Annotated in this window: 11 protein-coding genes; 10 read left to right on the forward strand and 1 reads right to left on the reverse strand. The window is 62.7% G+C overall.

Annotation, left to right across the window (positions count from 1 at the left end; all coding sequences use genetic code 11):
- Nucleotides 1-31: 31 nt before the first annotated feature.
- The 6 genes from ACRANW_RS10205 (at nt 32) to rnr (ending at nt 8,854) form a co-directional block, all read left to right on the forward strand.
- Complete coding sequence (locus ACRANW_RS10205; RefSeq protein ID WP_479431691.1) at nt 32-1,663, forward strand: MFS transporter; 1,632 nt, start codon at nt 32-34, stop codon at nt 1,661-1,663.
- Complete coding sequence (gene alr, locus ACRANW_RS10210; RefSeq protein ID WP_479431692.1) at nt 1,656-2,738, forward strand: alanine racemase; 1,083 nt, start codon at nt 1,656-1,658, stop codon at nt 2,736-2,738. Before ACRANW_RS10205 ends, alr begins: the two co-directional genes overlap by 8 nt.
- Before the next feature lie 84 nt (nt 2,739-2,822).
- Nucleotides 2,823-3,392, forward strand: coding sequence for a polyhydroxyalkanoate synthesis repressor PhaR (phaR, locus tag ACRANW_RS10215; RefSeq protein WP_479431693.1), 570 nt, complete (start codon nt 2,823-2,825; stop codon nt 3,390-3,392).
- 60 nt (nt 3,393-3,452) lie between these two features.
- Nucleotides 3,453-4,997, forward strand: a complete 1,545-nt coding sequence (locus ACRANW_RS10220; protein WP_479431694.1) for an aminoacyl--tRNA ligase-related protein — start codon at nt 3,453-3,455, stop codon at nt 4,995-4,997.
- 52 nt (nt 4,998-5,049) lie between these two features.
- The gene (locus ACRANW_RS10225) at nt 5,050-6,423 is read left to right on the forward strand and encodes a M20/M25/M40 family metallo-hydrolase (protein ID WP_479431695.1); all 1,374 of its coding nucleotides are present in this window, start codon (nt 5,050-5,052) and stop codon (nt 6,421-6,423) included.
- A 133-nt stretch (nt 6,424-6,556) separates the two neighbouring features.
- A complete protein-coding gene (gene rnr / locus ACRANW_RS10230) occupies nt 6,557-8,854 on the forward strand; it encodes a ribonuclease R (protein WP_479431696.1) in 2,298 nt (765 codons plus the stop codon).
- Between the two features lie 3 nt (nt 8,855-8,857).
- Here rnr and ACRANW_RS10235 read toward each other — a convergent pair whose 3' ends face one another.
- The gene (locus tag ACRANW_RS10235) at nt 8,858-9,310 is read right to left on the reverse strand and encodes a universal stress protein (RefSeq protein ID WP_479431697.1); all 453 of its coding nucleotides are present in this window, start codon (nt 9,308-9,310) and stop codon (nt 8,858-8,860) included.
- A 148-nt stretch (nt 9,311-9,458) separates the two neighbouring features.
- On the opposite strand from ACRANW_RS10235, the gene ACRANW_RS10240 reads away from it, so the two are divergent.
- The 4 genes from ACRANW_RS10240 to lpdA are packed head-to-tail and all read left to right on the forward strand — an operon-like array spanning nt 9,459 to nt 12,975.
- A complete protein-coding gene (locus ACRANW_RS10240) occupies nt 9,459-10,760 on the forward strand; it encodes a pyruvate dehydrogenase complex dihydrolipoamide acetyltransferase (RefSeq protein WP_479431698.1) in 1,302 nt (433 codons plus the stop codon).
- A complete protein-coding gene (locus ACRANW_RS10245; RefSeq protein WP_479431699.1) occupies nt 10,757-11,173 on the forward strand; it encodes a hypothetical protein in 417 nt (138 codons plus the stop codon). Before ACRANW_RS10240 ends, ACRANW_RS10245 begins: the two co-directional genes overlap by 4 nt.
- Entirely contained in the window at nt 11,166-11,573 is a 408-nt protein-coding gene (locus tag ACRANW_RS10250; RefSeq protein ID WP_479431700.1) for an acyl-CoA thioesterase, read from the forward strand. Before ACRANW_RS10245 ends, ACRANW_RS10250 begins: the two co-directional genes overlap by 8 nt.
- On the forward strand, nt 11,566-12,975 hold the full coding sequence (lpdA, locus tag ACRANW_RS10255) for a dihydrolipoyl dehydrogenase (RefSeq protein WP_479431701.1): 1,410 nt from the start codon (nt 11,566-11,568) through the stop codon (nt 12,973-12,975). The genes ACRANW_RS10250 and lpdA overlap by 8 nt, the downstream gene beginning before the upstream one ends.
- Nucleotides 12,976-12,981: the final 6 nt, after the last annotated feature.

Below are 12,981 nucleotides of genomic sequence, written 5' to 3' on the forward strand. Positions count from 1 at the left end.
GGGCCGGCGGCGCAAAGGGGATGTGACACACATGGCAGAAGCCGAGGCGCTCGCGCTGCGCGAGCCGAGCGAGAAGGAAATCCGGCTGGTCATCGGCGCGTCGAGCGCGGGCACCATCTTTGAATGGTACGATTTCTTCATCTACGGCACGCTTGCCTACATCCTCAAGGATGCCTTTTACGCCACCGATAACGAAACTCTCGGCCTGCTGCTGGTGTGGTCGACCTTTGCGGTCGGTTTCGCCTTTCGCCCGTTGGGCGCCGTTCTGTTCGGCTTTCTGGGAGACAGGCTGGGGCGCAAATACACCTTTCTTGTCACTGTCACCCTCATGGGAATTGCCACGGCGGGCGTCGGTCTGATCCCCACGGTCGACACCATCGGCATCGCCGCGCCCATTATCGTGATCGCGCTGCGGGTGCTGCAAGGCCTCGCGCTCGGCGGCGAATATGGCGGGGCGGCGATCTATGTCGCGGAACACGCCCCGCCGGAAAAGCGCGGGTATTATACCAGCTTCATCCAGGCGAGCGTGGCGGGCGGGTTCGTGCTGTCGATCATCGTGGTGCTGGCCTGTCGTGCCTTGATCCCGGAAGACGCCTTTGCCGCCTGGGGTTGGCGGGTGCCGTTCTTGCTGTCGATCGGGCTGCTGGCAATCTCGCTGTGGATGCGGTTGAAACTGTCGGAAAGCCCTGTGTTTCAGGCGATGAAGGCGGCGGGTGAAACCTCGTCTAACCCCTTTGTCGAAAGCCTGACCTATCCCGGCAACCCGAAGCGGCTGTTTGTCGCGCTGTTCGGGATCACCGGCATCCTGACGACCATTTGGTACACGGCCTTCTTCTCGGGCATGAGCTTTTTGCGCGGGCCGATGCATGTCGATGATCTGACGGTGGAATTGGTGCTGTTGGTATCGGGCCTGATCGCGATGAGCTTTTACGTCATCATCGGCAAGTGGTCTGACCGCGTGGGGCGAAAGAAGCCGATCATCATCGGCGCGGCAGCATCACTGGCGCTGCTGTTCCCGCTGTTCTGGCTGATGGGCAGTTTCGCCAATCCCGGCCTTGCCGCCGCTGCAGAGCGTGCGCCGGTGGTGGTCAGCGGCCCGGCTTGCGAAACCGATCCCTTTGCCGAGCTGTTCCAGCGCGATCAAACCGATTGTGGCAAGGTGCTGGAGACGCTGACGGCATCAGGCGTGCCCTATGCGCTGACAGCGGGCGAGGCTTTGCGAGTCACCGCAGGCGGCAATCCGATTGCAATTGATCCCGCGTGGTTCGCCGATGGCGCGGCGCGGCGTGATGGGCTTCGTGCAGCGCTGGGCGCGTACGGGTTCGATTTTGCCAAGCAGCAGCCACCACTGGCCAACATCATCGGGATCGTCGATGTGTTGCTTGCGCTGGGGATGCTGTCGGCGCTGACCTATGGTTCGGTTGCAGCGCTGCTATCAGAGATGTTTCCGCCGCGAATCCGCTATTCCTCGATGTCCATTCCCTACCATATTGGCGCGGGCTATCTGGGTGGCTTCCTGCCGCTGATCGCCGGGGTGATCGTAGCGCGCACCGGGGATATCTATGCCGGGCTGTGGTACACCTTCGCGGTGGTCGCCTTCGGGTTGGTAGTGGCCTGGTGGGGCATCCCAAGCGGGCCTCCGAAAGATTTTGCTGATGACTGATAATATCTTGGGTGACGAGGCCGGACGTATCAGCCCGTCTTTGCCCCCTCCCAGCTTGCGCTTGACGGTCGATAACGCGGCGCTTGCCGCCAATTGGCGGGCGCTCGACAAGCTCTCAGGCAGTGCCAGCGCGGGGGCGGCGGTGAAGGCGGATTGTTACGGTCTCGGCACGGCAACCTGCGTGCCTGTGCTGCGTGATGCGGGGTGCGAAACGTTTTTCGTCGCTCATTGGAGCGAGGTGCCCGATGTGATCACCCATGTGCCCGGCGCACAGATCGCTGTCCTCCACGGCATATCGAATGAGGCTGAATGCGCTTATGCGCGGGCGGTGGGGACGGTGCCGGTCATCAACTCGCTGGAACAGGCCGCTTTGTGGTCGGCTTCCGGCGGGGGGCGGTGTCACCTGATGATCGACACCGGGATCAATCGCCTTGGCATTGCACCGGGAGAGGCTGGCGATCCTGCGATTGCGGCGCTTGAGGTCGATATTCTGATGAGCCATCTCGCCAGCGCGGACGAGAACACGGCGATGAACCGGATGCAGGCGGAACTGCTGGGCGAAGCCGCCGATACGATACCGCACCAGCGATTGAGTCTCGCCAACAGCGCAGGCATTGCACTGGGAAGCAGGTTTGCGCTGGATGTGACCCGGCCCGGCCTTGCGCTTTATGGCGGTGTTCCCCGAGCAGAACTGGCCGACATTATCCTCCCGGTCGCGCGCGTCGAGGCGCAGGTCCTGCAATGCCGCCAGCTCGGGCCCGGCGATGGCGTCGGCTACAATTCGGTCTTCATCGCAAACACCCATATGCGGGTTGGAACCGTCTCAATGGGTTATGCCGACGGCTTCTTGCGCAGCCGCGGTCCGGACAATGCCCTGTGGCACGAGGGGCGCCGCCTGCCGATCCTGGGCAAGGTGTCGATGGATATGGTGGTGGTCGATCTCACCGCCGCGCCAGACCTTGCCGCTTCAGACTGGCTGGAGGTGCCCTGGAACATTGCCGATGCTGCGCGGCAAAACGCGCTGTCACCTTATGAAATGCTGACGGTTATCGGCGCACGCCTGCGGCGTACCTGATTGTTTGCGCGGTGGTTATTGCACCGCAGCTTGTGCAGGTGCTAAGGCCGACTATCCGGGTAAATTTAACGGGACGAAAAACCAATGGTCGGCAGGGCGAAGGCAGCATCGGGTCAAGCAGGCGATGCGATCACGATCAAGAAATACGCCAACCGGCGGCTCTACAACACCGCCTCGTCGAGCTACATCACGCTGGACGATCTTGCCCGGATGGTGCGCGAGAATGTCGAGTTTCAGGTGCTGGACGCCAAGAGCGGCGATGATATCACCCATTCGATTCTGACCCAGATCATCATGGACGAAGAAGCCAATGGCGAACAGATGCTGCCCGTCAGTTTTCTGCGGCAGCTTATCGGCATGTATGGCAATTCCATGCAGGCGATGATGCCGTCTTATCTGGAAGCAAGCATGGCAAACTTCCGCGACAATCAGACCAAGATCCGCGAGGCGTTTGACAAGGGCATCAGTGCAACCCCGTTCGCTGCAATTCATGAAACCAACATGGCGATGATGCGCGCCGCCGCCGATGTTTTCCTGCCCGGAGTCGCCAAACCCAAGGCCAAGCTGCAAACGAGCGAAAACAGCGACGAACTGGCCGTCTTGCGCGAGCAAATGGCCGCGATGCAAAAGAAGCTGGACGAACTGGGCAAATAACGCGAAGCGGCGCGCTTTCGCAGGCGTGACGCCGTGCCCGTTCAAACAGGAATCGATCCCGTGTCCCAGATCCGCCACGCGCTCACCGTCAAGCGCGAAGACGACTTTGCCAAGTGGTATCAGGAAGTCATCAGCGCCGCCGATATGGCCGAAGAATCGGGCGTGCGCGGTTGCATGGTCATCAAGCCATGGGGCTATGGCATCTGGGAACGCATTCAGCGCCTGATGGACGACCGGATCAAGGCGGCAGGCGTGCAGAACTGCTATTTCCCGCTGTTCATCCCGCTCGCCAATTTCACCCGTGAGGCGGAACACGTCGAAGGTTTTGCCAAGGAAATGGCGGTCGTCACCCACCACCGGCTGATTTCCGATGGCAAGGGCGGGTTGGTCCCCGATCCTACGGCCAAGCTGGAAGAGCCGTTGGTGGTGCGCCCGACCTCCGAAACGATCATCGGCGATGCGATGGCACGCTGGATCCAGTCCTGGCGCGATTTGCCGCTGCTCACCAACCAGTGGGCCAATGTCGTGCGCTGGGAAATGCGCACGCGGATGTTCCTGCGCACCAGCGAATTCCTCTGGCAGGAGGGCCACACGGCGCACGAGAATCGCGAACAGGCGCTAGAAGAAACTCACCGTGCGCTGGAGATGTACCGGGCCTGTGCCGAAGATGATCTCGCCTTGCCAGTGGTCGCTGGCGAGAAGCCCGAGAATGAACGCTTTCCCGGCGCGGTCGAAACCTGGTCGATCGAGGCGATGATGCAGGACGGCAAGGCCTTGCAGGCCGGCACATCGCACTACCTCGGCACCAATTTCGCGCACGCTGCCGGGATCCAGTTCCAGGACCGCGAAGGCGCGCAGCAATTCTGCCACACCACCAGTTGGGGCGTTTCAACGCGGCTGATCGGCGGGGTCATCATGACCCACGGCGATGACGACGGCTTGCGTGTGCCGCCCGCCATCGCCCCGCAGCAGATCGTCATCATTCCGATGTTGCGTGAGGCTCCCGAAGATGCTGAGTTGATTGCTTATTGCGCCGAATTGCGCGTCGCGTTGGCAGGCCAGACAGCCTTGGGTGAGCGGGTGCGCGTGCTGCTGGATACAAAGCCTGGCAAGGCAGCGGCCAAGCGCTGGGACTGGGTGCGCAAGGGCGCGCCGATCATCATCGAGGTCGGCCCCCGCGACATGGCCGAAGGCAAGGTCGCGATGCTTCGGCGCGATCAGCTGTGGAACACCGTCAACGGCAAGCCTGCTTTCACCTACCCCGCTCAGGGCGATTTCGTGGCCGAGGCCGGCGGACTTCTCGAAGCGATCCAGTCCAGCCTCTACGAGGAAGCCCGCGCGCGCCGCGATGCCAATATCACCCGCGATGTGACAGAGTGGCAGGCCGTGGCCGATCATTTCGAAAAGGGCGGCAAATATCCGGGCTGGGTTGAAGTCGAGTGGGCCAAGCCAACGGGCGCGGAGCTAGACGCCGTGGTTGAGAAGCTGAAGGCGCTCAAGCTCACCATCCGCAACGTGCCCCGCGGCGGCAAGCCGGCCGGCGGCACCTGCATCTTTACGGGCGAGCCGGCGAGCGAACGCATCCTGATTGCCCGCGCGTACTAAAGACCGGCGCCGGGGCTTGCGTCGGCATCGGCAGGCGGGCAGACAGGCGGGCATGATCAAACACGCTCTGCTGCTCACCGCCCTCGTCGCCGCTCCCATCGCTGCCCAGACCCATCCCGCCGAACAGGTTTCGGAAAACCGGCTGAAGAGCGATGTCGAAACGCTCGTCGGCTTCGGCACGCGCCACACGCTTTCGGTGCAGGACGATCCCAAGCGCGGTATCGGTGCGGCGGTCGATTGGGGGTTGGCGGAGTTCACGCGGATCGGCGCGACGTGCGGCGGATGCCTAGAGGTGCTGCCGGTGGGCGATACCGTCACTGGTCCGCGCATCCCTGTGCCAACACTGGTGCGCAATGCCGTGGCGATCCAGCGCGGGACCGACCGACCCAACGAAGTGGTGATTGTGCAAGGCCATATCGACAGCCGCGTAACGGACGTGATGGACGCGACTTCCGACGCGCCGGGTGCGAACGACGATGGATCGGGCACCGCGCTGGTGATCGAGGCGGCGCGTGTGCTCAGCGGCACCACATACCCTACCACCATCATCTACGCGCTTTTATCGGGCGAGGAGCAGGGCCTGCATGGCGGACGCATCCTCGCCGATTGGGCCGCGGCGCAGGGCTTCACCGTGAAGGCGGTGCTCAACAACGACATCATCGGCAATTCCTGCGGCAAAGACGGCTATTGCGAGCCCAAGGTGGTGCGCGTCTTTTCCGAAGGTCCGCGTGCCGACCTGACGGAACGCCTGCGTGCGTCGCAAACGCGCTATGGCGGCGAAAACGATTCGCCAGGACGTAACCTGTCGCGCTGGGTGGCCGATTTGGCCGAGAAGCATCCGGACGAAATGCAGGTCCGCCAGATCTGGCGCACCGACCGCATGGGGCGGGGCGGGGATCAGGTGCCGTTCCTGCAAAAGGGCTACCCCGCGATCCGTTTCTCCGTGGGGGTCGAGGATTACGATCACCAGCATCAGGACCTGCGCACCGAGGATGGGGTGTTCTACGGTGACACCATTGAGGAGATGGATTTCGCCTATCTTGCAGGCGTGACGGCGCTGAATGTTCGCGCGCTCGACGCGTTGGCTCGTGCGCCAATGCCACCCAAGGTGACAGTGGATGCCGCGGTGCGGGTGGACAGTTTGCTGCAATGGGTTTCCGTAGGCACTGCAAGCTACAGGATCCGCGTCCGCCGTCCTGACGAACCGGATTGGCGCAAGGAACAGCCGGCAGGAAGCAAGGGCGAGACGTGGCAGGCGTTGGTGGAGGCTGGCGACGAGTTTGAGCAGCCTGACGAAATCGCGCTTCCCATCCCCCTTCGCGGCGATGACTGGATGTTTGGCGTTGCAGCCTGCGCCGGCGAATACTGCTCGCCCGTCTCCAGCGCTGTCCCCGGCGGGGCGTTTGAGCCAGTGGCGAAGGAATAACCGCCTTCCGTTCGTACTGAGCTTGTCGGAAGCGAAGCTGGCCAAAGGCCAACCACTGTTTTTCTTCCTCAGAGTGGCAAAAAGTGAAGTGCATCCCTTCGACAAGCTTATGGTGAACGGGTAGGGGGGGGATATGCCCAAGCCCATCAAACTCCCCCAAGGTATGCCGAGCGCAAAACAGGTGCTCGACTTCATCCAGTCCTCTGACATTCCTGCTGGCAAGCGCGAGATTGCCAAGGCGTTCGGGCTGAAAGGGCAGGAGAAAATCAAGCTCAAGGCCCTGCTCAAGGACATGGCCGAAGAAGGGCTGATCGACGGGAAGAAATCTGCCTTCCATCGCTTGGGCGGGGTGCCCAAGGTGACGACCTTGAAGATCGTCGCCATTGAAGACGGTGACCTGATCGCCGAGCCTGACAACTGGGATCCCGAAGCCCCGGGAAAGCCCCCGCGCCTCACCATCCGCGAACCACGCCCCAAGCCCGGCATGAAGCGGCCACCTGCCTTGAAGCGCGGTGACCGCGTTCTGGCCCGCACCGAGGAAACCGAGCAAGGCTTGCGCGCGCACGTCATGAAAAAGCTGCCCTCGCGCACCGAGGGGCTGATGGGCGTGGTCGAGATCGACAAGACCGGCAAGGCTTGGCTCGCCCCGGTGGACAAGCGCGTACGCCAGTCCACGCCGATTGCCGATCGCGGCGCGGCCGAGGCAGGGCAGTTGGTGATTGCCGAACGCGTCGGCCGGTCAGACCGGGCGGGCGTGAAAGTGGTCGAAGTGGTCGGCGATCCGCTCGCCCCGCGCAGCTTCAGCCTGATCGCGATTGCCAAGCATGGCATCCCCAATGTCTTCCCCGAAGAAACGCTGGAAGAAGCGCCCCGCGCCGCCAAGCTTAAGCTGTCCGAAAAGACCCGCGAAGACCTGCGGCATCTACCCATCGTTGCCATCGACCCCGCCGACGCGCGCGATCACGATGACGCGATCTGGGCCGAGCCTGACGGGCAGGGCGGCTTTAACGCACTGGTCGCGATTGCCGATGTCAGCTTCTATGTGCGCCCGGGCTCCGCGCTCGATCGCGAGGCGCGGAAGCGCGGCAATTCGGTCTATTTCCCCGACCGCGTCGTGCCAATGCTGCCCGAAATCCTGTCAGCTGATGTCTGCTCGCTGAAAGAGGGCGAGGACCGCGCCGCAATGGCCTGCCACCTGCACATCAACGCCGATGGCAAGATCTCCAGTTTCCGCTTTACCCGCGCGCTGGTGCGGATTGCGCATAACATCGCTTACGAAGGTGCCCAGAAGGCCGTCGATAGCGGCAATCCGCCGGAATATCTCAGCCATTTATGGAACGCGTGGAAGGCGCTTTCCGCTGCCCGCGATGCGCGCGATCCGTTGGCGCTGGAATTGCCTGAACGCCGCGTCGTGCTTAATGAAAAAGGCGACATCGCGGAGATTGCCGTTCGTGAACGGCTCGATGCGCACCGTGTGGTCGAAGATTTCATGATCGCCGCCAATGTCGCTGCGGCCAAGGCGCTGGAAGCCAAGACCGCCCCGGTGGTGTACCGCATTCACGAACCGCCAAGCCGCGAGAAGCTGATCGCGCTTCGCGATTACCTCGCCACGATGGGCAAGAAGCTGGCGATGGGGCAAGTCATCACACCCGGTCTGTTCAACCGGATGCTGAAAGACGTGACCGACGAGGCGGAAAAGGCGCTGGTGATGGAAGCCGTGCTGCGCAGCCAGACGCAGGCCTATTACGGCTCCGCCAATGCCGGGCACTTCGGGCTTTCGCTGGGGTCTTACGCGCACTTCACCTCACCGATCCGCCGCTACTCCGATCTGCTGGTGCACCGCGCGCTGGTGGATGCCTATAAGCTGGAACAGCCCGCTCCGCCGGGATCTATCCCCGACACCAGTGGTCTGTCCGACCGCGACCGCGCCAGTTTGCAACAGGTCAGCGACGCGATCAGCCAGACCGAGCGCCGCGCGATGGAGGCCGAACGCGACACTATCGACCGCTATGTCGCGGCATGGCTATCGGCGCGGGTGGGTGAGGTGTTCGAAACCCGCATCACCGGCGTCCAGAGCTTTGGCTTTTTTGCGACCATCATCGGCATGGGCGGCGACGGTCTGGTTCCGATCTCGACGCTGGGGGGCGAGTATTTCCGCCATGACGATGCCGCGCACGCGCTGGTCGGCACCGACAGCGGAACCACTTACGCCAGCGGCGACCGTCTGAAATTGAAGCTGGCCGAAGCCAATCCGCTCACCGGCGCGCTCAAGTTTGTGCTGCCGGATGCTGATGCAGGGGCGATCGAGACCCGCGGCGCGCGGCCGGATGATCGCAAGAGCGGATCGGGTGGGCCACGGAAGGCGGGCAAGTTTGCCGTTGGACAGCGCGGTCGTCCGGGCAATATCCGCCATCAGGGTCGCAAGAAATAGCGCCTAGGCGTGATGATCGCTGGCGGTCTCGTCGTAGTCGGCGGGGATGATGTAGAGCGGGCAGGGCAGATTGCCCGCCGCGGTGGAGAAATGCGAAACCAGCGGTCCGGGGGCAGCGCCCTTGGCTGCGCCCAGCACCAGCGCGGCGACTTCATCATGCTCGGCCAGGAAGTCGCTGACAATCCGTTGGCCCTGGCCGATCTTAACCGAAATCGTCGGCATGATCCCGCTTTCGGCCAGCAGATTGCCTGCGACGCCATGCGCCAGCATCTCCGCCCGGTCACGCGCCTCTTCCTCGATGGTCGCCTGCACGGCGCCAAACGCGCTGAAGTTCTGTTGCGGGACCAGCGCCAGCAAATGCACAGCGCCCCCCACCGCGACTGCGCGCCGCGCCGCATAGCGAAGCGCCCAGGTCGCCTCTTCGCTCTCGTCGATAATGACCAGGAATGTACGCATGTTCTGACGCCCCGTTTGGCGCGAAGGTATCAATGCATTCGTATGGATTGGCAAGTCCTGTGCGCCAAAGCCCACGCTGGGCCTTGCCCGCTGCCGGGGAATTGGCCAGAGACGCAACGCAGGATCGATGACGGGAGTATCGCGGATCATGGCCTTGGACATCAAGATGCCGGCATTGTCGCCTACCATGGAAGACGGCACGCTTGCCAAGTGGCTGGTGAAGGTGGGGGACACGGTATCCTCGGGCGACATCATGGCCGAGATCGAGACCGACAAGGCGACGATGGAGTTCGAAGCGGTCGATGAAGGCATGATCGCCGAGATTCTGGTCGAAGCGGGCACGGAAAACGTGAAAGTCGGCGCCGTTATCGCGCGGCTGACGGTGGAGGGCGAGGAAGAGGCCCCTGCAAAGGCACCGGCGGCCAAGGAGCCGGAATCCGCGCCTGCCGAGAAGACGCCGGTCAAGAGTGAGGCCTCCGCACCGTCCGCTGCGAAAAGCCCTGCCGCCAAGCCCGCACCTGCACCTGCCCCAGCTGATCCCGGCGAGCGCATCATCGCCTCGCCACTCGCCAAGCGGATTGCTGCGGACAAGGGGATCGAATTGGCGCAGATCAAGGGCACCGGACCGAACGGCAGGGTCGTCAAGGATGATGTCGAGAAGGCCACCGCCGGTACAACGGCACCTGCGGCAGCGACAAAAATCAGTACTGCCCCGGACACGGCTGCGCCACCCGCGCCTGCTCCGGCGGTGGAAGGCGGCGCGCCGTTTGCCGAAGAGAAGCTGTCGAAAGTCCGCAAGGTCATCGCTCGCCGCCTGACCGAGAGCAAGCAGACCGTCCCGCACTTCTACCTTACCATCGACATCAGGCTCGATCCGCTGCTGGAACTGCGTGCGCAGCTCAACAAGTCGCTCGAACCCGATGGCGTGAAGCTGTCCGTCAATGACCTGCTGATCAAGGCGCTGGCCCGCGCGCTGATCCGCGTGCCGCAGTGCAATGTCAGCTATCACGGTGACACGCTGCGCCGTTACGAGCGCGCCGACGTGTCGGTGGCCGTGGCCGCGCCTTCGGGCCTGATTACACCGGTGATCACCAGCGCCGACACCAAGGGCCTCGCCGCGATCGCGACCGAGATGAAGACGCTTGCGGGCAAGGCGCGCGAAGGCAAGCTGCAACCGCACGAATATCAGGGCGGCACTGCAAGCCTTTCCAACCTCGGCATGTTCGGGATCAAGCAGTTCGACGCGGTGATCAACCCGCCGCAGGGCATGATCCTCGCGGTCGGGGCAGGGCAGCAGGCGCCCTATGTGGTAGATGGGAAGATCGAGGTGGCGACGGTGCTCCACGCGAGCGGCAGCTTCGACCACCGCGCCATTGATGGGGCCGATGGCGCACAGCTGATGGAGGCGATCAAACAGCTGTGCGAGAACCCGATGGGGCTGGTGGTGTGACGACGTTTCGTCCAATCGCCTCATTTCTGCTGATTGCAGTTCTGGTTTCGATTGCGCTCGCTTACGTCGGCGGCATTATCTCTTGGGCCGACAACCGCAGGTTACCCTCTCCGTTCGAGTTCTTATTGGACCCGCTTTTAGTAGCGCCGTTCTATGCGCTCTTCGTTTTTGCCGGCGGGCTAGCATTCGGACTGCCTGCCCTTTTGAGCCTTCGGAAGTTTGGCTTGGCACATAAACGCGCTGTACTGATTGCGGCCGGGACGAGCGTCGGCACCGTTGCGGCATCAGTGATACTGCTTGGCTGGCTTGGGCTAGTAGCTGTCCCGATTGTTATCGCTCTGGGCGCGATAGGGGGCGGTCTGGCAGCAGCCCTTTGGTTTGAGCTCGAAGAAAAACGGCTGGCATATGACTGACCGTCCGCCCCAAATCCGCGTCACTGCCATGCCCGCTGACACCAACCCCTATGGCGGGGTGTTCGGCGGGTGGCTGATGGCGCAGATGGCGCTTGGCGCAGGCAGCCTCGCAAGCCGTGTGGGGCAGGGCAAGGCAGTGGTCGTCTCCGCGACCGACTTCGCCTTTCCCGGCGCGATGGCCGTGGGGGACGAACTCAGCGTCTATTCTAATGTGATCGCTACCGGCACCACCTCGCTCACCATCGCCGCCGAAGCCATCGCGCGGGAACGCAACGGCGAGGCCACCACGCTGGTCGCCAAGGGCACTTTCAAATTCGTGCTGATCGGTGAGGATAATCGTCCGCGTGCCATCGCCGCCAGTGAAGCGCTGCTCCTCCCCAAGGAAAACGATAATGGCTAATCAATATGACGTGATCGTGCTGGGTTCAGGCCCCGGCGGCTATGTCGCGGCGATCCGCTGCGCGCAGCTGGGCCTGAAGACTGCCATCGTGGAACGCGAGAACCTGGGCGGCATCTGCCTCAACTGGGGCTGCATCCCGACCAAGGCGATGCTGCGCTCGGCCGAGATCTTCCACTATATGCAGAACGCCAAGGATTACGGCCTCGTCGCCAAGGGGATCGAAGCGGACCTCGCCGCCATCGTCAAGCGCAGCCGCGGGGTGGCCAAACAGCTCAATCTGGGCATCGGTCACCTGATGAAAAAGAACAAGATCACCGTTCACATGGGCGAGGGCACGTTGACAGGCGTAAACAGCTTGATGGTGACATCAGACAAAGGCGAAGAATCGCTCACCGCCAAACACATCATCGTCGCCACCGGAGCGCGCGCCCGCGACCTGCCCTTCGCCAAGGCAGACGGCAAGCGCGTGTGGACCTATCGCCACGCCATGACCCCCACAGAATTGCCGGAAAAACTGCTGGTGATCGGATCGGGCGCAATCGGCATCGAATTCGCCAGCTTCTACAACGATCTGGGCAGCGAAGTGACCATCGTCGAGATGCTCGACCGGATCGTACCGGTGGAAGACGCCGACGTTTCAAGCTTCCTTGAAAAATCGCTCAAGAAGCAGGGCATCGCGATCCTGACCGGCGCCGGGGTGGAGGATATCACGGTTTCCGACGCGGTCATCACCGCGACCATCAAAGATAAGGTTGGCAAGGCTGCAACCCGCGACTTCACCCACGTAATCGTCGCCATCGGCATCGTCCCCAACACCGAGAATATCGGCATTGATAACCTCGCTGAGATGGAACGCGGCTTCATCCAGATCGACCCCTATGGCCGCACCAAAACCCCCGGCTTGTGGGCCATCGGTGATTGCACCCCCGGACCGTGGCTGGCGCACAAGGCCAGCCATGAAGGCGTGGCTTGCGCGGAAGCGATCGCGCAGGAACTCGGCAACACCGAAGTGCATCCGCACCCGCTCAACCGCAACAACATACCGGGCTGCACCTATTGCCACCCGCAAATCGCCAGCGTGGGGCTTACCGAAGCCGCAGCGAAAGAGGCCGGATACGAACTCCGCGTTGGCAACTTCCCTTTCATCGGCAACGGCAAAGCCATCGCGCTGGGCGAGGCGGAAGGCTTTATCAAGACGATCTTCGACGCCAAGACCGGCGAACTTCTGGGCGCGCACATGGTTGGCGCGGAGGTCACCGAACTGATCCAGGGCTACACCGTGGGCAAGACACTCGAGACGACCGAGGCCGAACTGATGCAGACCGTGTTTCCCCACCCGACCTTGAGCGAGATGATGCACGAAAGCGTGCTCGACGCTTACGGGCGGGCGATCCATTTCTAGACCAGA

The sequence above is a fragment of the Erythrobacter sp. 'gip.4 top 5' genome (assembly GCF_056495765.1).

Bases quoted from the DNA above. Each gene is read 5' to 3' on its own strand.
- ACRANW_RS10205 (WP_479431691.1), top strand. From the start codon at position 32: ATGGCAGAAGCCGAGGCGCTCGCGCTGCGCGAGCCGAGCGAGAAGGAA.
- alr (WP_479431692.1), top strand. From the start codon at position 1,656: ATGACTGATAATATCTTGGGTGACGAGGCCGGACGTATCAGCCCGTCT.
- phaR (WP_479431693.1), top strand. From the start codon at position 2,823: ATGGTCGGCAGGGCGAAGGCAGCATCGGGTCAAGCAGGCGATGCGATC.
- ACRANW_RS10225 (WP_479431695.1), top strand. From the start codon at position 5,050: ATGATCAAACACGCTCTGCTGCTCACCGCCCTCGTCGCCGCTCCCATC.
- rnr (WP_479431696.1), top strand. From the start codon at position 6,557: ATGCCCAAGCCCATCAAACTCCCCCAAGGTATGCCGAGCGCAAAACAG.
- ACRANW_RS10235 (WP_479431697.1), bottom strand. From the start codon at position 9,310: ATGCGTACATTCCTGGTCATTATCGACGAGAGCGAAGAGGCGACCTGG.
- ACRANW_RS10240 (WP_479431698.1), top strand. From the start codon at position 9,459: ATGGCCTTGGACATCAAGATGCCGGCATTGTCGCCTACCATGGAAGAC.
- ACRANW_RS10250 (WP_479431700.1), top strand. From the start codon at position 11,166: ATGACTGACCGTCCGCCCCAAATCCGCGTCACTGCCATGCCCGCTGAC.
- lpdA (WP_479431701.1), top strand. From the start codon at position 11,566: ATGGCTAATCAATATGACGTGATCGTGCTGGGTTCAGGCCCCGGCGGC.